Source organism: [Clostridium] ultunense DSM 10521 (assembly GCF_000511955.1).
In the GTDB taxonomy this organism is placed as follows: domain Bacteria; phylum Bacillota; class Clostridia; order Tissierellales; family Tepidimicrobiaceae; genus Schnuerera; species Schnuerera ultunensis.
In genome coordinates this window covers 193,091-213,647 of sequence record NZ_AZSU01000003.1, presented here as the reverse complement: position 1 = coordinate 213,647, position 20,557 = coordinate 193,091, and the positions used below count along the sequence as shown (strand labels likewise).

Here is a 20,557-nt window from a genome sequence, read left to right as displayed (position 1 = left end):
TATTATAAAAAAAAGTTAACAAAATAGTAGACAAGAGGAGCAACAAATAGTATACTATCAAATCTATCTAATATCCCACCATGACCGGGTAAAATAAATCCATAATCCTTTATTCCGGTAAGTCTCTTAATTTTAGAAGCAGTCAAATCCCCTAATTGAGCAACAATAGATCCTAATAAGGAAAGTAAGAGGAATTTCCATATAGGGAAAACTCCGATATATCTTACAAAGATTAAAGTTGACAAAATAGCACCCAATATTCCCCCTAAAGATCCTTCTACAGTCTTTTTAGGACTTAATTTAGGGCATAGCTTAGTTTTACCAAATAAAGTACCTGATAAATATGCAAATGTATCGGTACCCCATGCAATTATAAAAATCAACCATATATATATAGTTCCATCTAAATATATAATATGTTGCATCAAAAAAGGTATGTAAAGAATGCCAAATAAAGTTGCTATAATATCAATAAAACTTATATCCTTTTTAAGGATAAAACTAATAACTAAAGCTAATGTTAAAAATATAAATATATATATTAAAGATACCCATTTATAATCTAGTGAATAAAAAAGAAATAAAAAACAGCTAATATAGCCAATTACTTTAATAGGTTTTAATTCTTTATTTTCTAAAGCAATATAAAACTCTCTTATTCCTATAAGGGATGAAAAAAACACAGAATAAGACATCAAAGTTCCACCCTTTGAAATAATCAAAATGGTCATTAATACTAACCCTATGCCACTTATTGTCCTTACTATTAAATTCTTCACCTAAATTCCCCCAAACCTTCTGTTTCTACTTTGATAATCTATAATAGCTTTATATAGATGTTCCTCTTTAAAATCTGGCCAATAAATATCTGAAAACCAAAATTCAGTATAGGCTATTTGATATAACATAAAATTACTCAATCTAAGCTCACCACTAGGTCTTATCAACAGATCTGGGTCTGGCATATTATATGTGTACAAATAGTTATTTAATACCTTTTCATCAATATGGTCTTCTTTTAGTTTACCCATTTTCACATCTTCTAAAATATTTTTTATCCCACGAATTATTTCATCTCTACCTCCATAATTTAATCCAATATTTAATATCATCTTTGAATTATTTTTGGTTTTTTCAACTGCTCTTTCAACTTCTTCCCTAGCTAATCTAGGCAATTTAGACAAGTCCCCCATTGTTTGAATTCTTACATTATTTTTATGGATTCTATCTAATTCATTCCTAATATATTGGACTAATAATTTCATCAGGCTTTCAATTTCTTCCTTCGGTCTTTTCCAGTTTTCCGTTGAAAATGCATAAAGAGATAGATACTTTATATCTAGTTTCTCAGCAACTTCTACTATCTCAATAACCCGCTTCATACCTTCTTGATGTCCTGCAGTCCTAGGTAAAAACCTTTTTTTTGCCCATCTTCCATTACCATCCATTATAATGGCTATGTGTTTAGGAATTCGATCCAAATCTATTTTTTCTTTAAGTTCTAATAGTCCGTTCTTGCCCATAAGATTTCCTCCCATCGTAAAAACCCCTTCTGTATAAGAAGGGGAATGTCTATATTTCCAATAATTCTTCCTCTTTTTTATTAGTTAGATCATCAATTTCATCTATATACTCATCTGTAATTTTTTGAGTCTCATTTTCCGCAGCTTTTCTATCGTCTTCACTCAAGGTTTTATCTTTCTCCATCTTTTTTATTATGTCGTTTGCTTCTCTTCTAATATTTCTTATAGAAATCTTTGCACTTTCAGCGCTTTTTCTCACAACTTTTACTAATTCCTTTCTTCTTTCTTCAGTAAGTAATGGAATTGGCAATCTAATTAATTTGCCATCATTAGATGGATTTAATCCTAGATCTGACTTCAATATTTCTTTCTCAATAACAGAAATTAAATTAATGTCCCAAGGCTGAATTACCAACAACCTAGGTTCTGGTGCAGAAATACTAGCTAATTGTTTTAAAGGTGTATCTGTACCGTAATAATCGATTGATATTTGATCCAATAATGCAGGATTTGCTCTACCAGCCCTAATGCTTTTTAGTTCCTCTTTGTAAACCTCCACTGTTTTTTTCATTTTTTCTTCCGATTCCTTATGAACATCTAAATACATAATTACTCCTCCTTTACATGAGTACCTATTTTTTTACCCAAGACCACATCAACAATATTATTTGGTTTATCTATACCAAATACTATTAAGGGTATACTATTATCCATGCATAAAGAAGTTGCTGTAGAGTCCATAATTCCTAATCCCATATTTAATATGTCTATGTATCTTAATTTGTCAAATTTTTTAGCAGATGTGTTAATATATGGGTCAGAGTCATAAACTCCATCCACTCCTTTTTTAGCCAATAATATAACCTCTGCTTCTATCTCAGCAGCCCTTAATGCTGCAGTTGTGTCAGTCGAAAAATATGGGTTTCCGGAACCAGCAGCAAAAATAACAACTCTTCCTTTTTCAAGATGCCTTATTGCCCTTCTTCGTATATATGGTTCTGCAATCTGTCTCATTTCAATGGCAGTTTGTACCCTTGTTATTACTCCAATATTCTCCAATGCATCCTGAAGGGCAAGGGCATTTATTACTGTACCAAGCATTCCCATATAATCTGAAGTTGTCCTATCCATATCTATAGCCAATCTGCCTCTCCAAAAATTGCCACCACCTACTACAATGGCTACTTCTACCCCAAGATCCCGTAGGCTCTTTATTTCTTCTGATATTCTATTAACTGTATCAATATCTATTCCATGTCCCTTATCTCCCGCTAATGCTTCACCACTTAGTTTTAAAACTATTCTTTTAAAAATTGGTTCCGTCATAAAAATCCTCCCATTATTCAATAAGTCAAATAACTGGTTTTCTATTTAAATGGAGAACAACCAGTGTTCTCCATTTAATTATACATTCATTTGCTTTGCTACTTCTTCGGCAAAATTCTCTTCTCTTTTCTCTAAGCCTTCTCCTACTTCATATCTAACAAATCTTCTAATTTTAATATTCTCACCAATTTTAGCAATTTTTTCATTTAATAAATCTTTAACCTTGATACTTGGTTCTCTTATAAAAGGCTGTTCTAATAAACATACTTGTTCATAAAACTTTCCTAATCTACCTTCAACAATCTTGGATGCCACATGCTCTGGTTTACCTTCATTTACCACTTGATGTATAAGTATTTCCCTTTCTTTTTCAACTTCTTCTTCGGGTACATCTTCTATACTTACATATTTAGGGTTTGAAGCTGCTACTTGCATAGCCATGTCCCTAACAAATTCCTTAAATTCGTCAGTTTTTGCAACAAAATCTGTTTCTGAATTGACTTCAATTAAAACTCCTATTCTCCCGCCATGAATATATGCATCAACTAATCCTTCTGCAGCAATTCTACCAGATTTTTTTGCAGCTTGTGATAAACCTTTTTCCCTTAATAAAACAATAGCCTTTTCTAAATCTCCATTAGTTTCAACTAATGCATTTTTACAATCAAGCATACCAGCCCCAGTTCTTTCCCTTAACTCTTTAATTTGTGCAGCGCTTATACCCATTCTAACCCTCCTCTATTGTTAAAAATGGTAAGAGCGTAAAGGAATTGATCCCTTTAAACCCTTACCCTTTTACTATTCTTCTACATCTACTATCTGTTCTCCTTGTCTTCCTTCTAGAACAGCATTTGCCATAGTTTCTGTTAACAGTTTTACTGCTCTAATTGCATCGTCATTTCCAGGTATCACATAATCTATTTCGTCTGGATCACAGTTTGTATCAACAATAGCTACAACTGGAATTCCTAAAATCCTGGCTTCATTTACAGCTATTCTTTCCTTTCTCGGATCTACCACAAATAAAGCATCAGGGGTTTTATCCATATTCTTTATTCCACCTAAGAATTTTTCAAGTCTCTCTCTTTCATGATTAAGTTGTATTACCTCTTTTTTAGGTAAAACGTCGAATATTCCCTCTTCTTCCATTTTTCCTAACTCATGAAGCCTATCGATTCTTTTCCTGATAGTCTTATAATTGGTTAACATTCCACCTAACCATCTTTGGTTCACATAATGCATACCACACCTTTTAGCTTCTGTTTCGATTGCTTCTTGAGCTTGCTTCTTAGTTCCAACGAAAAGAATTTCTCCACCTTCAGCAGAAATTTCCTTCACAAAATTATAAGCATCTTCTACCATTTTTACCGTTTTTTGAAGATCTATAATGTAAATTCCATTTCTCTCAGTAAAAATGTATTCTGCCATTTTGGGGTTCCATCTTCTTGTTTGATGTCCAAAATGGACTCCTGCTTCCAACAAACTTTTCATAGTAATAACTGACATATCTACTTCACCTCCATGTTTTATTCCTCCACCTTCTTCACATATTTAAGGAACCTTTAAAGGCACACCCTTAAACATCAGAAGATGTGTGTAATCACTCTAGTAGTATAACATATACAAGGCTTTTAATCAATATTTTATAGTTAATATTTTTTATAAAAATTTGACCACATTTTTATTATTATATCCACTTCCCTAATACCTTTATTTAATTTTTTTGCAATTTCTTCATTAGATAAACCTAATTCTTTAAGTTCAAGGACTTTTATATTTATATCTTCATTGTCATTATTTTCTTCCCCTGACTCATCTAACAGGCTTGTTTTGTCTTTTTCCCCAGTCTTATTTATGCTATAGATTCCCCCTTTTGACTCATCACTATCCATAGAATTTGTTCCTTGCCTTTGTAAGCTATCCATTTTATTTAAACTATTTTCTATTAATTCGTCAAAACTATTTACTATATATTCTACGGTTTGAGAATAATATTTTATATCCTTATGGATTAATACGATGTCTTCATAAAGTTCCTTTTCCCTTTTTAAAGTCCTATTAATACAAACTAAAGAAATTATAATACATAATAGACCTATAACATTTAATATAATCGTTAGCATATACATCCCTACTTAAATTTTTATATCTATATTTCTACCCAATTCAGTCCTGTTTTTATTTTTATTATTCTTTTTCTTTCTTTTCTTCCTACTTTCTTTTTCATCTTTGCTATTAGCAAACTGTCTCTTCTTATCTGCATCTATAATTAGATTTTCACTCTTATTTGCATCTCTAACCCTTTTCATATTCTTCTCTATCTGCTTCTCTTGCTGCACAAAGCCTTGTTCCATTTGGACTTTAACTCTATCGTTTTCTACTTGCCTAATCTTAGCAATTTCCTGAGATTTAGTAATTGTATTTGTATAATCAACAGGCCTAATCGACATATAAATCACCCCTAATATGGACCTACTCTTATCTCTCCCTCATCCTTATAAAAGGAACACCTCTTCATTTCATCCCTTATAGTCATAGTACTATTCCCAATTACAATCCTTACCCCTGGATATATGGTATCTGAAACTTTAATACGCCCTTTTGAAAGGTTGTCGATTTTGTCTTTTGATATCTGATATTCCTTTTTTAATTCCAACAATTCTCCAAGTAAACTATTTTTTGTCCTTAACAACTTTATATACATTTCAGCCTTCTTTTCATCTAATCTATTAACCTTCTTAATTTTATCTAAGAGGTTCAAGGATTTAATCACTTTATCCAAATTCTCCTCAAATTCGTCTATACGTTCCTTTAACTCCTCATTCTTCTCCTTTATGGCTGGATCTACCCCAACTTCTAAAATAGTTTTTGTAGCCATGGAAGATCCAATAGTCTTAGCATGAATTTCCTTTCCTGCCCTACAAACTCCACCTACGATCAAACCTCTCCTACCGATAAGTGTTATATTGTCTTTACTATAAACATGACTGTGCATAATAGCCTCTGCTGTAACAGTTCTTTCCGAATTAATTATTGCATTTTCTATAAATCTAGTAGTTATATGACCTTTAGTTTTAATAGTTAGCCTATTATAACCTTGTATACCTTGCCTAACGATTACATCTCCGTGATTTTCAATATAAGCTCCTTCCACCACACCTTTAATCCTCACATCTCCATCGGCTTTGATTTGGAATCCATTAAGAGCGTTTCCATTAACGACAACTGTTCCATTAAAGTAAATATTGCCTACCTTGTTATCAACATTGTCTACTTGGAACACATCCAAAACTATAACCTTTCTGTCCTTTAGCTCAACAAGGCCATCCTTATCAGCAACTAATGTAACTCCGTTATCTAATAATCTGACATTTTTCCCATATCTTAGTACAGGGGTTTTCCCTTTCTTATAAGGTATAGTTTGTCCAGTTACCTTAAATCCAGGTTTTCCCTCCTTAGGCGGTACTAACTCTGCTAGAATATCACCTTTTCTCACATTATTAACAATATTCAATTCTCGATAGTTTACAGTTCCGTCGTCTAATACTTTGGGCACTAGTTTCTTATTTAAATCAAAATAATATTTTATATATCCGTCCTTCCCGCTAACAGGTAAAATTCCTTCAGCAATACATACTTTACTATTATAATACCTGTTCGATAATATTAGTCGTAACTCCTCTTCGTTTAAACCAACTTTTAATATGTCCTTTACTTCTTCAATAATCTCCTCTATTGGTTTTTCATTTAATCCAAAATCTTGTGAGTCCTTATCATCAAATAATGTGATATAACCTTTTAACCCATCTTTAGAAATTTCGATTATCACGTTTGGAGAGATTTTAAACATATTTATGCCTCCTATTCAATTCTCATAAATACCTAGTTTAATCAATTTGTTTTTAATATTTAAAATTGCTTTACTATGTATTTGAGAAATTCTAGATTCCGATAATTCCATAATATGTCCAATTTCTTTATAGGTTAGTTCTTCATAATAATATAGGGATATTACTGTTTTTTCATTTTCCTGCAATTCATCAATTATATTTCCTAATATTTCTATGATTTCTTTTTTCTCATAAATGTTTTCAGGTGTATCTAAATTATTATCATTCTTTATATAATATTCTCCTTTATTTATAAGTAAATCCTCCAAGGATGTAACATTGAAATTTGAAATATCGGCAAGGGCAGAATCTAATTCTTCTAAAGAAATGCACAAGTATTTGGACAACTCTTCATTGGATGGAGTTCTGCCTAATTTGTTTTCCAAATTAACCATTCCATTCTGAATATCCTTAGATTTTTTTCTTAAAGTCCTAGGAATCCAATCCAATTTCCTTATATTATCGATAATGGTACCTTTAATCCTTATTTGAGCATAGGTTTCAAACTTAATATTTTTGCTTATATCAAACCTTTCTATACTATCTATTAACCCCATAACTCCAAAGCCAACTAAATCTTCATATTCTATTTTGCTTCCATAGAAATTATACATTCTACCAGCAACTATCTTTACCAAGCCAATATATTCTTCTATAAGTAATTGCTTTATACTTCTGTCCTTAGTTTTAACATACCTTTTCCATAGTTCATCTGTTTTCATAATAGTTACTTACCTCCCTATGGAATATCAAATAATCTTAATCCCATGGCCAATGGTCTTTATCAATAAAGAACCGTCTTCCGCATTTAGTTCTATAGTCCTACCATAGTTTCCACCTGTATCTTCCGATAGTATTTCAATATTTAACTCCTTTAATTTTTCCTTTGTAGCCAAAACATTCCTTTCACCTATTTTTAAAATACTGCTATTATTATTAAAGGAAAACATTTGAGAGCCCCCTGCTATCTTAGCAGTTAAATTTCTCTTTATAGCTCCTTTATCAATCATCATTTCTATAAGTAACTCTATACCAGTATCTACGAACTTAGATTTGTTTTCGTTATTTTTTATTTCTTTGCTAGAAGGTAACATAACATGTGCCAAACCCGCAATCTTATTGTATCTATCGTATAAAGCTATTCCCACACAAGAACCTAAGCCAAGAGTTGTCAAAATCCCAGGAGCTTTTACAATATTTAAATCCGCCATGCCAACTTTGATTATTTTCATATTACAAAACCCCTAAACTAGATAATATTTTTTCAAAGGAGCTCATATCAGGTAATAAGAACAAATTCCCTTGTACAAAATTATTCCCTTCTTGAAAGACAGTTTCAATAAATAATACCTGGTCAGCAATAAGACCAAATTGAATTGCTGGTACAGAAAGTATTGCTCCAGCCATATCAATAGCTAAGGATGGAACAGAAACGGTTATTTTCAAACCTGTTAAACCACTTAAAGAGTTGACATAGGAAGAAGCCAATATATTTCCTACTTCCGATAGAGCTGACATAGCTATATCATCTAGTTCTACATCTTCTCTGCCTAATAACATATTTGTTAAATTAAGGGCAGAATCTAAGTCAAGAATAAACATAATATTTCCTTCTACATCACTACCTAGATTTAAATATATTCCGGCAACTAGCTCTTCTTCTCCTCCTAAAACTTCAGCCACATCTTTAAATTCCATAATCCGAACTTTAGGCACCCTCATATCTACACGCTTTGACAGCATGTTAGCTAATGAGGTAACTGCATTGCCAGATCCAATATTTCCAATTTCCTTCAATACATCAATCATCACACTATTTAAATTCTCTACATCCATTATTCTCTGCTCCCTTAGTGTTCTAAAATTTTTCCTAGATTCAATAATATTATCAGCCTACCCGAAACCTTGCCTATCCCATTAATATATTCAATATATTGATTGTCTTCAGCAGTAGGAGGCTTGTCTATATTTTCCTTATCTATTTCTAATACTTCTGAAGACGAATCAACTACCAAACCAACAACTATTTCATTTTCAGTTAATACGATGACCCTAGAATTTTTGTTTATGCTATCCTCTTCCATTCCCAATTTAGTTTTCAAACTAACTATGGGAATTACTTCACCTCTTAAATTGATTACTCCATTTATATAATCAGGTGCATTTGGTATCCTGGTAGTTTCTACTACCTTTTCTATGGATAAAACATTATCAATAGGAACCCCATAATATTCCTCATTCAATTTGAAAATTACGTATTTAGTTTCACCATCAGAAGACATGATAAGACCTCCCCGTCTATATTATTGAATTAACATCCAATATTAATGATACATTACCATTACCTAATATAGTTGCTCCAGATAAATATTTAATATTCGATAGATACTTTCCTAAAGGTTTGATAACAATCTCCTGTTGACCTATTAAACTATCTACTAATAAAGCAGCCTGTTTCTCTCCTTTTCTTACTACCACAACTAAATATTCATCATCGGTGTTGGAGAATTCTAGTCCCATTAATCTATGTAATCTAACCATAGGTATGGTTTTGCCCCTATATAGCATAATGTCCTGGCCTTGAATATTTCTAATACTATCCTTAGTAACACTAGTAATCTCTGTTATGGAACTTAATGGAATGGCATATATTTCATCCTTTAACTTTACTAATAGGGCTTGTATAATTGCCAGTGTCAGCGGTATTCTTATAATAAATTTAGTACCAATATCGGTTTCACTATCGATTTCGATAGACCCGTTAATAGACTCAATTTTACTTTTTACAACATCTAATCCTACTCCTCGTCCAGATACATCAGATATTTCTTCTGAGGTGCTAAAGCCTGGCTGAAACAGTAAAGTTTTTATCTCTTCTTCCGACAATATTTCCGCCTCTTGGTCAGTAATGATTTCCTTTTCTATAGCCTTTCTTTTAACTCCTTCAATATCGATGCCCTTACCATCATCAACAACCTCTATTACCACATTATTACCATCGGGATAAGCCTTCAAAATAACAGTCCCTTCCTTTGGTTTCCCTTGGTTTATTCTATTTTCTGGAGTTTCAATACCATGGTCAATAGAATTCCTAACAATATGGATTAAAGGGTCTCCAATCTCATCAATTACAGTTCTATCCACTTCAGTATCTTCTCCATACATTTGAAGATCAATTTCCTTATTTAATTCCTTAGATAAATCCCTCACCATACGCGGAAACCTATTAAAAACCCTTTCTATTGGAACCATACGAACTTTCATAACTGCATCATGTAGACTTGTAGTAATCCTTTCAAGGTATTCAATAGCCTCAATCATATTTTCCTTATTGGATATATCACTTAAATCATCCATCCTAGTTTTAATTATAATTAGCTCAGATACAAGATTCATTAGATTATCTAATCGGTCGATATCCACTCTTACCGTCTTACCTATTCTACTATCCCTAGTAGAAGTTGAATTTTTACTCCTACTTACTGCTAATTCTTCAATGTCCTTTTTTAGATTTTCAGCTTCTTTAACCAAATCTTGTCCAACCTTGGCTGTTTCTATATCCTCTAATACAGAGATATGTATTTTATCTATTTCCGATATACTATTTAGTTCATCTCTCAATTTTTCCTCATGGATTTCAGAAATGAAAACTAGGGAAAAATTAAAGTCAAACTTCTCATCTTCAATATCCTCAACAGAAGGGTTAGAGTAGATAATATCTCCTATGGACTCTAAAGTGTTAAAAATAATAAAAGCTCTAGCTGATTTTAACATACATTTTGGACTAAGTTCTATTTTTATATTAAAAATATTTAGACCTTTAATCTTCGCTTCTTTTGCAATATTTAATACATATTCATTAAGGAATATATCATTAACCCTATTGTTATTTTCTTTAACCTCTGTAGCATTATTTCCCCTTAAAACAGTCCTTAGCTTTTCTATAAGAGCATCATGTTCTTCGCTACTTTCCTTGCCATTTTCAGCGATCTGATTAACGGAGTCATCCAATACATCAAAACATTCAAAAATGATGTCGATAACAGTTTCACTCAATTCTATTTCATGACTCCTAATGCCTTCTAATACATTTTCCATTTCATGAGTTAGATTTGCCATGTTGACAAAGCCCATGGTGCCAGACATACCTTTCAAAGTATGAGCCACTCTAAAAAGCTCATTAATCAAGGATACATTATCTTTGTCCTTTTCCAATTCCAATAAAGCTTCATTCATATTTTGTAAATGTTCTTTAGCTTCTTCAACAAATAAATTAATATATTGGTTTAAATCTAAATCCATTATTACACCCCCACCTTACCTATTATTTCATGAGCTATACTGTATAAAGGAACTATTTTATCAATATGTTTAGTACCTATTGCTGACTTGGGCATTCCAAAAACTACAGATGAATCTTGGTCTTGGGCAATTGTAAAACCTTTTGCTTTTTTTATTTGAACAATACCATTTGAACCATCGGATCCCATACCCGTCATAATAACCCCCATCTTATTTAAACCATCTAATTTTGCAACAGATTCCATTAAAACATCTACAGAAGGTCTTAGACCTTTTATGGCTGGTTCTTTATTCAATTGAATAAAATAATCAGATTTCCTTCTAACTACTTCCATATGAAAATCTCCGGGTGCAATATAACAATGGCCCTTCCTTAGTCTATCCCCTTCTTCACCTTCTTTAACTTTAATTTTACATATGGTATTTAATCTATCAGCCAATGATTTAGTAAATTTAGCTGGCATATGTTGTACTACAACGATAGAGCCATTAATGTTTTCAGGCAATAAAGGCAAAACTTCTTGTAGCGCCCTAGGCCCTCCAGTGGAAGTACCAATTGCAACTATATACTCAAAGTTTTCTTCATTAACTTTGCTAATAGCAGAGTCTAAAGTTATGGGTTTAATGATGGATTTGTTAATAGGGCCAATATTATTTTTATTTGATTTCGCAGCTATCTTTATTTTATTGATCATTTCCAATTTGATTTTTTCCCCACTAAAATTAAAAATATTTTTAGGTTTTGGTATGAAATCAATAGCCCCTTTTTCTAGTGCTTTTAATGTTAACGTAGCATATTCTTGTGTTAAATTGCTAACCATAATAACAGGTATATTATGGTTTTTAACAATGTTTTCTAATGTAGTTATACCATCCATTACCGGCATCTCGACATCAAGGGTAATAAGATCTGGTTTTAGTAAGGGGATTTTTTCTAAAGCCTCTTTCCCATTTCTCGCTTCTCCAACTACTAGTATTTCATCATCAGCCTTGAGTATATCCATCAATATTTTACGTATAAATGGTGAATCATCAACTATAAGTATCTTTATCAATTAGATCAGTCCTTTTTCCCTTAACAATCGTTGTTTCAAAAATATAAACTGAATTATTCTATCCCTATCATTTTCGCTAATATCTATAAACCTTATTCCTAAACCATAATCATAATCAAAAGTATCAATATTTTCTATCCTTACTATTTTGCCCTTTGCATTAATTTGATGATCATCTATATTAAATTTGCATAATACTATATCCCCAATTTCATGCTTGTAGTTTGAATACAACATTAAACCTCCGCCACTAACATCCTTTGTTCTACACTTTTCAGTAACAATTTCTTTTTTATTACCTCGTTTTATAGGAAACTGTTTTATTGCAGGAATATCAATAGCAAACCTATAAAATCCCCTTAATTGAAATCTTTTGGTATTTGAGATTTTTTGCAGTTCCAACTTATAAACTCTTTCGTATTCCCTTCTTAATACTCTAGCATTAAAAGAATATCTTCCTTTATTATCTATTATATAACTAACCTTTACTATCTCATCCTTGTGTATTAGGACAATTTCGCTCTTATAAATAGGGCCACTGACAATAAATACTTCCTCGTCCATAATATCTAATATTTGGCTTATGTAATTTTTCTTACCTTTAGAATTTATTCTGATAAGTTCAATCCTGTCACCAATGTTTAATTCACTTATCTTTTTAACCATCTTAGCTACCACCTCTTCTAAAAAGTAAGTTTTTTAATTTCTGAGTAAAACCCATATCATTCTCTATTTCAACATCACTATTAGAATCTATGAACTTTAAGGCCATAATATTTATCCTTTTAGATATTGTTGACTTAGGGCTAGATAGTACAAAGGGTGTTTGATTTTTCACAGCTTTACTAACAATATTGTTTTTTTCCAAATAACCTAAAAAGTAGAGTTCAATTTTTAAAAAACTATTAGAAGCTTTATTTAGTTTGTTAAAAGTGTCCATAGCCTCTTTTCTGCTGTTGACAATATTAGTGACTATATTTAGTTTACCTCTATATCCATTATTTGTCAAAGCTTTTATCATGGTATAGCCATCCATTATAGAGGTAGGATCTGGGGTAGTTATAAGTATGGCTTCATCAGCTGCCATAACGAAATTTAAAACCGTATTAGATATTCCTGCTCCTGTATCGATTATTATAAAGTCCGTTAGGGATTCCAACCTTTCTATCTCGGTTAATAACCTTTCAATATTTTCATCATTCATAATTGATAATTCATGCAAACCAGTTCCACCAGATATTATTTTAATACCTTCAGGTCCGTTACCAACAATTTCATCAATTCGTTTACCACTGGCTAATAAATCTGCAATAGTGTATTTAATATTTATTCCCGTCAGTATTTCTATATTAGCCAATCCTAAATCTGCATCTAAGACTAAAACCTTATATCCTAATCGCTTTATGGAAATAGCTAAATTAATTGCAAAATTAGTTTTTCCAACTCCCCCCTTTCCACTGGTTACAGCTACCACTTTAGCTTTCTTTTTAAAAAAAGAGTTAGTTTCTCTACCAACCTTCCCCTTCATCAATTGCCTAAGTTTTTCAGCTTGATCTTTCATACTATATCTCCCCTATTAAAGAGCTAACTACTTTTTCTTTATTCAATACTTCAATATCATCTGGTACATTCTGCCCAGTAGTTACATAGGAAACCGGATTGTTAGTTAGATATTTTGTATTTAAAATATTACCTAAACCTTCACATTCATCAATCTTAGTAAAAATAATTTTATAATCTTTAATAAAATCATAATGTCTAATAATTGATTTTAAAGTTTTATACTCTGTAGTACCGCTTAAAACTAAAAATACCTCTTTGTTTTTAATAGAGTTCATTATTTTAAATATTTCATCTTCCTCATCTATATCCCTATGATTTCTACCAGCAGTATCTACAAGAATAATATCCTTGTCCTTAAACGTGACCAAAGTTTTGTACATATCCTCTTCATTATAAATAATTTTTAGAGGTAACTGCAATATATCACTATAAGTTTTTAGCTGATCAATAGCAGCAATCCTATAGGTATCAGAAGTAATTAATCCTATATCATACTCATCTTCCATAACTAACTGGGCTGCAATTTTTGCTAATGTGGTTGTTTTCCCAACTCCTGTAGGACCAACGAAAAATATTACTTTCTGATAGGAATTATCTAAACTTAAAGGTTCAACCTGCCCAATATACTCCATAAGAGTTTGTTTTATAATCATCTTAATAGTAATATGGTCCTTATGGCTAAAGTTTATTTGATCACTCAGTTTTTTTAGTATTGAAGTTGCAGTAAGATATTCTACCCCATTTTCAATTAGTTTCATTCTGTATTTATCAAGTTCTCCTGGAATTTCTGAGTCTTTTTCTTTTACACGACTAGATATTTGTTCAACCATATTCCTAAGAGTATTCAATTCATTGTTTATTCTACTAAGGCTATCCTCTTCTCTGCTTTTAAAGGACAATAAATCCTTTTTTTCATAAGCGGCAGTAATCTCAACTAAAGGTTTTCTAAAAAAACCTAAAAATCCTTTTTGCCGAACCGTCCTAGTGTTTAAAACTACAGCATCCGAGCCAAGCTCCCTCTTTAACTTAGTCATAGCTTCATGGGTAGTATATCCAGTATATTTTTTTACTTTCATTATAAATTCACCATCCCAACAGATTGAACTTCTACCGATGGTTCTATTTCATTATAGGAGAGTACAATTAAATCTCTAGTTAATTGTTCTGTTAAGCGTTTAAAATACAGTCTAACTATTGGAGCAGTTAATATAATAGGCTGTTCTCCAATAGAAGTTAATTTTTGTACTGTTTTTAAAGTATTATTTAGAATTCTCTGAGCTGTACTAGGTTCTAAGGATAAATAAGAACCAGTTTCAGTTTTATTGATGGAATTCATAATAATCTCTTCAACTTCACTATCTAAGGTTACTACATTCAAAGCACTATTTTCAACGTATTTGTTAGTTATGTAACCTGATAATCTTTGTCTCACGTATTCTGTTAATAAATCTGTATCCCTTGTTACATTACCATAATCGGCTAAAGTTTCTAAAATAGTTACCATATCTCTGATACTAATCTGTTCTTTAAGTAAGTTAGATAATACTTTCTGTACCTCACCAATAGATAAAACCTTGGGTACAACTTCTTCAACTACAGCTGGATATTCTTCCTTTACATTGTCTATTAATAGTTTTACATCTTGCCTACCTATTAAATCATAAGCCCTTTCCTTTATAACCTCAGTTAGATGGGTGGCTATTACAGATGGAGGATCCACAACTGTATAACCAAAAATCTCAGCCTTTTCTCTTTCACTTTCAGCTATCCATTTAGCAGGTAAACCAAAAGCAGGTTCTATGGTCTCAATACCTTCTAATTCTCCTTCTCCTGTACCAGGATCCATTGCCAAATAGTGATCAAAATAAACTTCTCCCTTTGATACTTGTACTCCCTTTATCTTTATTATATATTCATTAGGATTTAGTTGAATATTATCCCTCAGTCGAACAATAGGAACTATTAAACCCAGCTCCATGGCTATTTGCCTTCGTATCATAACAATTCTATCTAGTAGATCCCCTCCTTGATTTACATCAGCCAAGGGTATTAATCCATAGCCAAACTCTAATTCAATATCATCTACTTTCAATAGCCCTAGTACATTTTCAGGTTTTCTCAATTCTTCTGCTTCTGACATTTCCTCTATTGGTTCTTCTATTTCTTCTTTAACCCCTTTTTCCATTGAATACCCTAAAAATACAAATATAAATCCAAGAATCAAATAAGTAAGAGTTGGTAAGGTGGTAAATATACCTAAGAAGGCAACTACTCCACCTATTACATAAAGCAATTTTGAGTTATTGCTGAATAACTGTTTAATCAAATCTTGACCTAAATTGGATTCAGTAGCAGCCCTAGTAACTACCAAACCAGTGGCCGTTGAAATCAACAACGCTGGTATTTGACTAACCAATCCATCACCAACTGTTAATAGGGTATAGGTTTGCATAGCCTCGTTTAAAGGCATGCCTGAGGTTACGCCAATTATCAAGCCTGCAACTATATTAATTATGGTAATTATTATACCAGCAATAGCATCTCCTTTAACAAACTTAGTAGCTCCATCCATTGCCCCATAAAAATCTGCATATTTTTGAATATCCTTTCTTCTCTTTCTTGCCTCTTCCTCTGTAATCAACCCTGAATTTAAATCTGCATCGATAGCCATCTGTTTTCCAGGCATTGCATCTAATGTAAACCTTGCAGATACTTCAGCAACCCTTTCTGCGCCCTTGGTTATTACAACAAACTGTATTACTATGATTATTAGAAATATAATAAAACCTACTACTGGGTTGTTCTGTATTACAAACTTTCCAAAAGCTTCTACCACTTTACCTGCATCTGCATCGGTTAATATACCCCTAGTAGTAGATATATTTAATGCTAACCTATAAAGAGTTGCAATTAGAAGTAAAGATGGAAATATGGAAATTTCTAGCACATCTTTCGCATACATGGAGACCAATAGAATAAGTAAAGATAAAGCTATATTAATACTTAATAGAACGCTTAATAGCCCATTTGGTATAGGTATTATTATTATTAAAACAATTCCAATAATACCTAGGGCAACAATAATATCACCAAATTTCATTATCTTTCCTCCTAATAATTATCCTTCAAACTATAGACATATGCTAATACCTCAGCTACTGCTTCATATAACTCTTCTGGTATTAAGCTTCCAATTTCAGCTGTATCATATAAGGTCTTCGCTAGAGGCTTATTCTCGATTAAAGGAATAGAATGTTCTATGCCAACTTTTTTGATGTTTTCAGCAATTATATCAACCCCTTTGGCCAATACATAGGGTGCATCATATAGTTCTTTATCGTACTTTATTGCAATGGCTATATGAGTAGGATTCGTTATAATTACATCAGCTTTTGGTACATCTTGAATCATCCGGGACATTGCAATTCTTCTCTGTTTCTCTCTTATCTTTGATTTAATTAACGGGTCACCTTCCGTCTGTTTGTATTCTTCTTTTATTTCCTGTTTTGTCATCATTAAGTTTTTCTCATGTTCTCTCCATTGGAATAGATAATCTAGTAGAGATAGAAATATTAATACCCCTACAATCCTCATAGAAAAACTAAAGACTAAACTAGAAAAGTTTTTTATAATTATAGATAATTCTAATCTTTGAAGATTCATCACTTGTATAAAGTTTTTCTTAATAAAGGAATAAGCCACATAACCGATTAATAGGATTTTTAAAATTGATTTTATCAATTCCATTAAAGCTCTTTTAGAAAACAACCTTTTAAATCCTTCTATCGGATTTATCCTATTTAATTTCACCTTCAGCGGTTTAGTAGTAAATAAGAATCCTACCTGCAAATGACTAATAATAAGGGCAGATGAAAATGATACAAATATAATTGGAGCAGCTAATCCAAAAAAAACTGTAACAATTTTGGTATAATTGGTCATCCAATTGTTTTCGTAAAATAGTTCATCTACATTCTCAATTATTTTATAGACATTAGTTGTAAATTTCATTAGATAATTTAATATATATTTACCGAAGACTTTTAATCCTAAGAAGGTAGCAAATAGTATAAAAGTAGAGGTTAATTCCTTACTTTGTAATACTTGCCCTTCTTCCCTTGCATCCCTTCGCTTTTTAGGAGTGGGTTTTTCAGTTTTTTCCGCCTCTGCAAATAGCTGTAAATTGATTTTCATTTCCATAATATCAACCTTTAACAAAGGAATTTAGAAAATTATAAATTTCTTCAATTGTATTATTAAAAACACCAGTTGTTAATGAGTAAAAGATTGGTATAGATAGACCAATAACTATTAATCCAATTAAAATCTTCAAAGGCAAACCTACTACAAAAACATTCATCTGTGGAATAGTTCTAGCTAGAATACCTAATAATAAATCAGTTAAAAATATAGTAACAACAACAGGTGCACTTAGTTTAAAACCGGTAATAAATGATTTAGATAAAATATCTATTAAAAAAAATCCAGTGTCTAAATTAAATGTAAATTTACCAATGGGAATAAATTTATAACTATCTATTAGTCCATTAATAATGGCGTGATGACCATTAATAGTTAATAAAAGTAAAAAAGCTAATATGTAATAAAAATTTCCCATAACGGGAACCTGAACTCTATGTTGAGGGTCAATAACATTTACCATACCAAATCCAATCTTCATATCTACAATTTGTCCCGTCACATAGAAAGTAGAAAAAAAAGCATAGCTGATAAATCCGATAATAAGGCCTACCATCAATTCTTTAATTATTAGGATTGCGAATGTAGTCCTTAGAATTTCTACCTCAATATCTAAGGACAAAGTTAAGAGTATTGATAGTATAAAAGAGAAGCCTGCTTTCAAAGTATTAGGTACATTTTGAGAGCTGAAAAAAGGCGAAACAACAAATATTCCTGAAGTTCTAACTAGAACTAATAAAAAAATTTCGTTTTTATCAAATAGCAATTCAAAGATATTTAGCATATTCAACACCTATCTATTGTATATAAAAATTAACATTAGTAAGCAAATCAGTAGTAAATTGAGTAATAACTTTCAGTATCCAGGGTCCAAATATTATCAAGGATAATAGAACAGCAACGATCTTAGGTACAAAAGCCAAAGTAGCTTCCTGAATCTGGGTTACAGCCTGTATAATACTCACTATTAATCCAACTACTAAGCTAAATATTAACATAGGTGCTGACACCATTAAAATAGTTTTTATGGCATCTTGAGCTAATTTCAATACATCTCCTTGATTCATTTCATCACCCCTATTTAAAACCAAGTACTAAAGACTTGACAATTAAATTCCAACCATCCACCAAAACAAATAATAATATCTTAAAAGGTAGTGAAATTATTACAGGTGGTAACATCATCATACCCATTGACATCAAAGTGCTAGACACAACCATATCTATTACCAGAAAGGGAATGTAGATAACAAACCCTATTTGGAATGCAGTCTTCAATTCACTAATTATAAAAGCTGGTATCAATACATGGTTTGGAATATCTTCAAGACTAGTTACTCCATCTAATTTCTTCATATTTAAAAAAAGTCCTAAATCCTTGTCCCTAGTCTGTCTAAACATAAACTCCCTTATAGGCTCTAAAGCTTTCTCTAAAGCTAATTCTTGGCTTATCTCCTCCCTTAGATAAGGTTGAATTGCTTCCTCATTTATTTGTGATCCTATTGGTGCCATAATAAAAAAAGTTAAAAATAAAGCTAGTCCTATTATGACCTGGTTTGGCGGTGTTTGTTGAAGCCCCAATGCATTCCTTATAAAGGAGAGTACTATGATCAACCTTGTAAAGCTGGTCATCATTATTAAAATTGATGGAGCTAATGTAAGCACAGTCAATAGGAACAAAATTTGTAAGGAAGAAACATAATTCTCAGGTTCACTACCAACAATCCTATCCAATAAAGACAGGTTCGGTTGGGCATAGGAGACCTCACCCATTAGAATAATAATAAATATCGTCAATAATACTATTTTAGTTGTCTTTTTCATAATTTTCGTCTTCCTTATCAATATCTTTGTTAGGTTTCACCAACGTCTTTTTAATATTTGATCGAATTTTATTAAAATAATCATAATCCTTAAAATAACTACTACTATATTTATGCAGCTGATCGTCAAAACCCATATTCTTGTCAAAATCTTCCTTGGAAATTCTATCTATAACCTCTACATTATTGTTAGTAATAGCTAGAATATAAATATTGTCGTTAATCTCTGCAATCAGTATCCTAAAATTAGCATCTAAATTTAAACTATCTATAATTCTAACATATTTACTACTAACAAACCTTTTTGAATTCTTTGCAATAAATCTAGTGCCGTAAACGGCGATAATAAGCACTATCAAAGTTATAATGATATAAAAAACAAGTTTAAATATAGCTTTTCCTAGACTGTAATCTTCAATTTCAGCTGCATAGCCAATGGTATTTATCGAAATCAAAAGTATTAATGTGTAAAAAAATATTTTTCTATCGGATTTCATATCTAACTCAAGGCCTTCTTTACTGCCTCTATCACTCTTTCATGCTGAAATGGTTTTACAATAAAATCTTTTGCACCAGCTTGAATAGCTTCAATTACCATAGCCTGTTGTCCCATAGCAGAGCACATTATTATTTTTGAATTAGGGTCTATACTTTTTATCTCCTTTACTGCTTGAATACCATCCATTTCTGGCATTGTAATATCCATAATGACCAATTCAGGATTTAGTTCTTTGTATTTTTCCACTGCAGTTATACCATTTTCAGCTTCTCCAACAACCTCGAAACCATTTTTTGTAAGTATATCCTTTATCATCATCCTCATAAACGAAGCATCATCAACTATTAATATTCCCTTTGCCATGTTAATTCCTCCC

General features: G+C 31.6%; 25 protein-coding genes. All 25 read right to left on the bottom strand.

Going from position 1 to position 20,557, the window contains the following annotated elements:
• Positions 1 to 2 precede the first annotated feature (2 nt).
• The 25 genes from CUL_RS0108185 to CUL_RS0108065 all read right to left on the bottom strand — a co-directional run bounded on the left by CUL_RS0108185 (position 3) and on the right by CUL_RS0108065 (position 20,544).
• Entirely contained in the window at positions 3 to 779 is a 777-nt protein-coding gene (locus tag CUL_RS0108185) for a phosphatidate cytidylyltransferase (protein WP_005582695.1), read from the bottom strand.
• A complete protein-coding gene (locus CUL_RS0108180; protein WP_005582694.1) occupies positions 780 to 1,523 on the bottom strand; it encodes an undecaprenyl pyrophosphate synthase in 744 nt (247 codons plus the stop codon).
• 49 nt (positions 1,524 to 1,572) lie between these two features.
• Positions 1,573 to 2,130: a ribosome recycling factor gene (gene frr / locus CUL_RS0108175; RefSeq protein WP_025641108.1), complete on the bottom strand. Its 558-nt coding sequence runs from the start codon at positions 2,128 to 2,130 to the stop codon at positions 1,573 to 1,575.
• Between the two features lie 2 nt (positions 2,131 to 2,132).
• Positions 2,133 to 2,849, bottom strand: coding sequence for a UMP kinase (pyrH, locus tag CUL_RS0108170; RefSeq protein WP_005582691.1), 717 nt, complete (start codon positions 2,847 to 2,849; stop codon positions 2,133 to 2,135).
• A 78-nt stretch (positions 2,850 to 2,927) separates the two neighbouring features.
• Positions 2,928 to 3,575: a translation elongation factor Ts gene (gene tsf, locus CUL_RS0108165; RefSeq protein ID WP_005582690.1), complete on the bottom strand. Its 648-nt coding sequence runs from the start codon at positions 3,573 to 3,575 to the stop codon at positions 2,928 to 2,930.
• Between the two features lie 72 nt (positions 3,576 to 3,647).
• On the bottom strand, positions 3,648 to 4,355 hold the full coding sequence (gene rpsB, locus CUL_RS0108160) for a 30S ribosomal protein S2 (protein WP_005582688.1): 708 nt from the start codon (positions 4,353 to 4,355) through the stop codon (positions 3,648 to 3,650).
• A 143-nt stretch (positions 4,356 to 4,498) separates the two neighbouring features.
• On the bottom strand, positions 4,499 to 4,972 hold the full coding sequence (locus tag CUL_RS0108155; protein WP_025641103.1) for a DUF6115 domain-containing protein: 474 nt from the start codon (positions 4,970 to 4,972) through the stop codon (positions 4,499 to 4,501).
• 12 nt (positions 4,973 to 4,984) lie between these two features.
• On the bottom strand, positions 4,985 to 5,299 hold the full coding sequence (locus CUL_RS0108150; protein WP_005582686.1) for a hypothetical protein: 315 nt from the start codon (positions 5,297 to 5,299) through the stop codon (positions 4,985 to 4,987).
• Positions 5,300 to 5,310: 11 nt separating this feature from the next.
• Entirely contained in the window at positions 5,311 to 6,699 is a 1,389-nt protein-coding gene (locus CUL_RS0108145; RefSeq protein WP_005582685.1) for a flagellar assembly protein A, read from the bottom strand.
• Positions 6,700 to 6,714: 15 nt separating this feature from the next.
• Positions 6,715 to 7,461 carry a FliA/WhiG family RNA polymerase sigma factor gene (locus CUL_RS0108140; protein ID WP_005582684.1) on the bottom strand — a complete coding sequence of 249 codons (747 nt, stop codon included), beginning with the start codon at positions 7,459 to 7,461 and terminating at the stop codon, positions 6,715 to 6,717.
• Between the two features lie 27 nt (positions 7,462 to 7,488).
• Positions 7,489 to 7,971 (bottom strand): chemotaxis protein CheD, encoded by a 483-nt coding sequence (locus CUL_RS0108135; RefSeq protein ID WP_005582683.1) that lies wholly within the window; start codon positions 7,969 to 7,971, stop codon positions 7,489 to 7,491.
• A gap of 1 nt (position 7,972) precedes the next feature.
• The gene (locus tag CUL_RS0108130; protein WP_005582681.1) at positions 7,973 to 8,575 is read right to left on the bottom strand and encodes a chemotaxis protein CheC; all 603 of its coding nucleotides are present in this window, start codon (positions 8,573 to 8,575) and stop codon (positions 7,973 to 7,975) included.
• Positions 8,576 to 8,589: 14 nt separating this feature from the next.
• On the bottom strand, positions 8,590 to 9,021 hold the full coding sequence (locus CUL_RS0108125; RefSeq protein WP_005582680.1) for a chemotaxis protein CheW: 432 nt from the start codon (positions 9,019 to 9,021) through the stop codon (positions 8,590 to 8,592).
• Between the two features lie 16 nt (positions 9,022 to 9,037).
• On the bottom strand, positions 9,038 to 11,041 hold the full coding sequence (locus tag CUL_RS0108120; RefSeq protein WP_005582679.1) for a chemotaxis protein CheA: 2,004 nt from the start codon (positions 11,039 to 11,041) through the stop codon (positions 9,038 to 9,040).
• A gap of 2 nt (positions 11,042 to 11,043) precedes the next feature.
• Positions 11,044 to 12,096 carry a protein-glutamate methylesterase/protein-glutamine glutaminase gene (locus CUL_RS0108115; RefSeq protein WP_005582677.1) on the bottom strand — a complete coding sequence of 351 codons (1,053 nt, stop codon included), beginning with the start codon at positions 12,094 to 12,096 and terminating at the stop codon, positions 11,044 to 11,046.
• Positions 12,097 to 12,762 (bottom strand): flagellar brake protein, encoded by a 666-nt coding sequence (locus tag CUL_RS0108110; RefSeq protein WP_005582676.1) that lies wholly within the window; start codon positions 12,760 to 12,762, stop codon positions 12,097 to 12,099. It abuts the gene before it with no gap.
• A gap of 1 nt (position 12,763) precedes the next feature.
• Positions 12,764 to 13,657 (bottom strand): MinD/ParA family protein, encoded by an 894-nt coding sequence (locus tag CUL_RS0108105; RefSeq protein WP_005582675.1) that lies wholly within the window; start codon positions 13,655 to 13,657, stop codon positions 12,764 to 12,766.
• A gap of 1 nt (position 13,658) precedes the next feature.
• Positions 13,659 to 14,735, bottom strand: a complete 1,077-nt coding sequence (locus CUL_RS0108100) for a flagellar biosynthesis protein FlhF (protein WP_005582674.1) — start codon at positions 14,733 to 14,735, stop codon at positions 13,659 to 13,661.
• Positions 14,735 to 16,759, bottom strand: a complete 2,025-nt coding sequence (gene flhA, locus CUL_RS0108095; protein WP_005582673.1) for a flagellar biosynthesis protein FlhA — start codon at positions 16,757 to 16,759, stop codon at positions 14,735 to 14,737. Before flhA ends, CUL_RS0108100 begins: the two co-directional genes overlap by 1 nt.
• An 11-nt stretch (positions 16,760 to 16,770) precedes the next feature.
• Positions 16,771 to 17,859: a flagellar biosynthesis protein FlhB gene (flhB, locus tag CUL_RS0108090; RefSeq protein ID WP_005582672.1), complete on the bottom strand. Its 1,089-nt coding sequence runs from the start codon at positions 17,857 to 17,859 to the stop codon at positions 16,771 to 16,773.
• Positions 17,860 to 17,863: 4 nt separating this feature from the next.
• Positions 17,864 to 18,643: a flagellar biosynthetic protein FliR gene (gene fliR / locus CUL_RS0108085; protein WP_005582671.1), complete on the bottom strand. Its 780-nt coding sequence runs from the start codon at positions 18,641 to 18,643 to the stop codon at positions 17,864 to 17,866.
• A 13-nt stretch (positions 18,644 to 18,656) separates the two neighbouring features.
• A complete protein-coding gene (fliQ, locus tag CUL_RS0108080) occupies positions 18,657 to 18,926 on the bottom strand; it encodes a flagellar biosynthesis protein FliQ (RefSeq protein ID WP_005582670.1) in 270 nt (89 codons plus the stop codon).
• 10 nt (positions 18,927 to 18,936) lie between these two features.
• Positions 18,937 to 19,683: a flagellar type III secretion system pore protein FliP gene (gene fliP, locus CUL_RS0108075; RefSeq protein WP_005582669.1), complete on the bottom strand. Its 747-nt coding sequence runs from the start codon at positions 19,681 to 19,683 to the stop codon at positions 18,937 to 18,939.
• Positions 19,667 to 20,179: a flagellar biosynthetic protein FliO gene (locus tag CUL_RS0108070; protein WP_005582668.1), complete on the bottom strand. Its 513-nt coding sequence runs from the start codon at positions 20,177 to 20,179 to the stop codon at positions 19,667 to 19,669. Before CUL_RS0108070 ends, fliP begins: the two co-directional genes overlap by 17 nt.
• A 2-nt stretch (positions 20,180 to 20,181) precedes the next feature.
• Positions 20,182 to 20,544, bottom strand: coding sequence for a response regulator (locus CUL_RS0108065; RefSeq protein WP_005582666.1), 363 nt, complete (start codon positions 20,542 to 20,544; stop codon positions 20,182 to 20,184).
• Between the last annotated feature and the right edge of the window lie 13 nt (positions 20,545 to 20,557).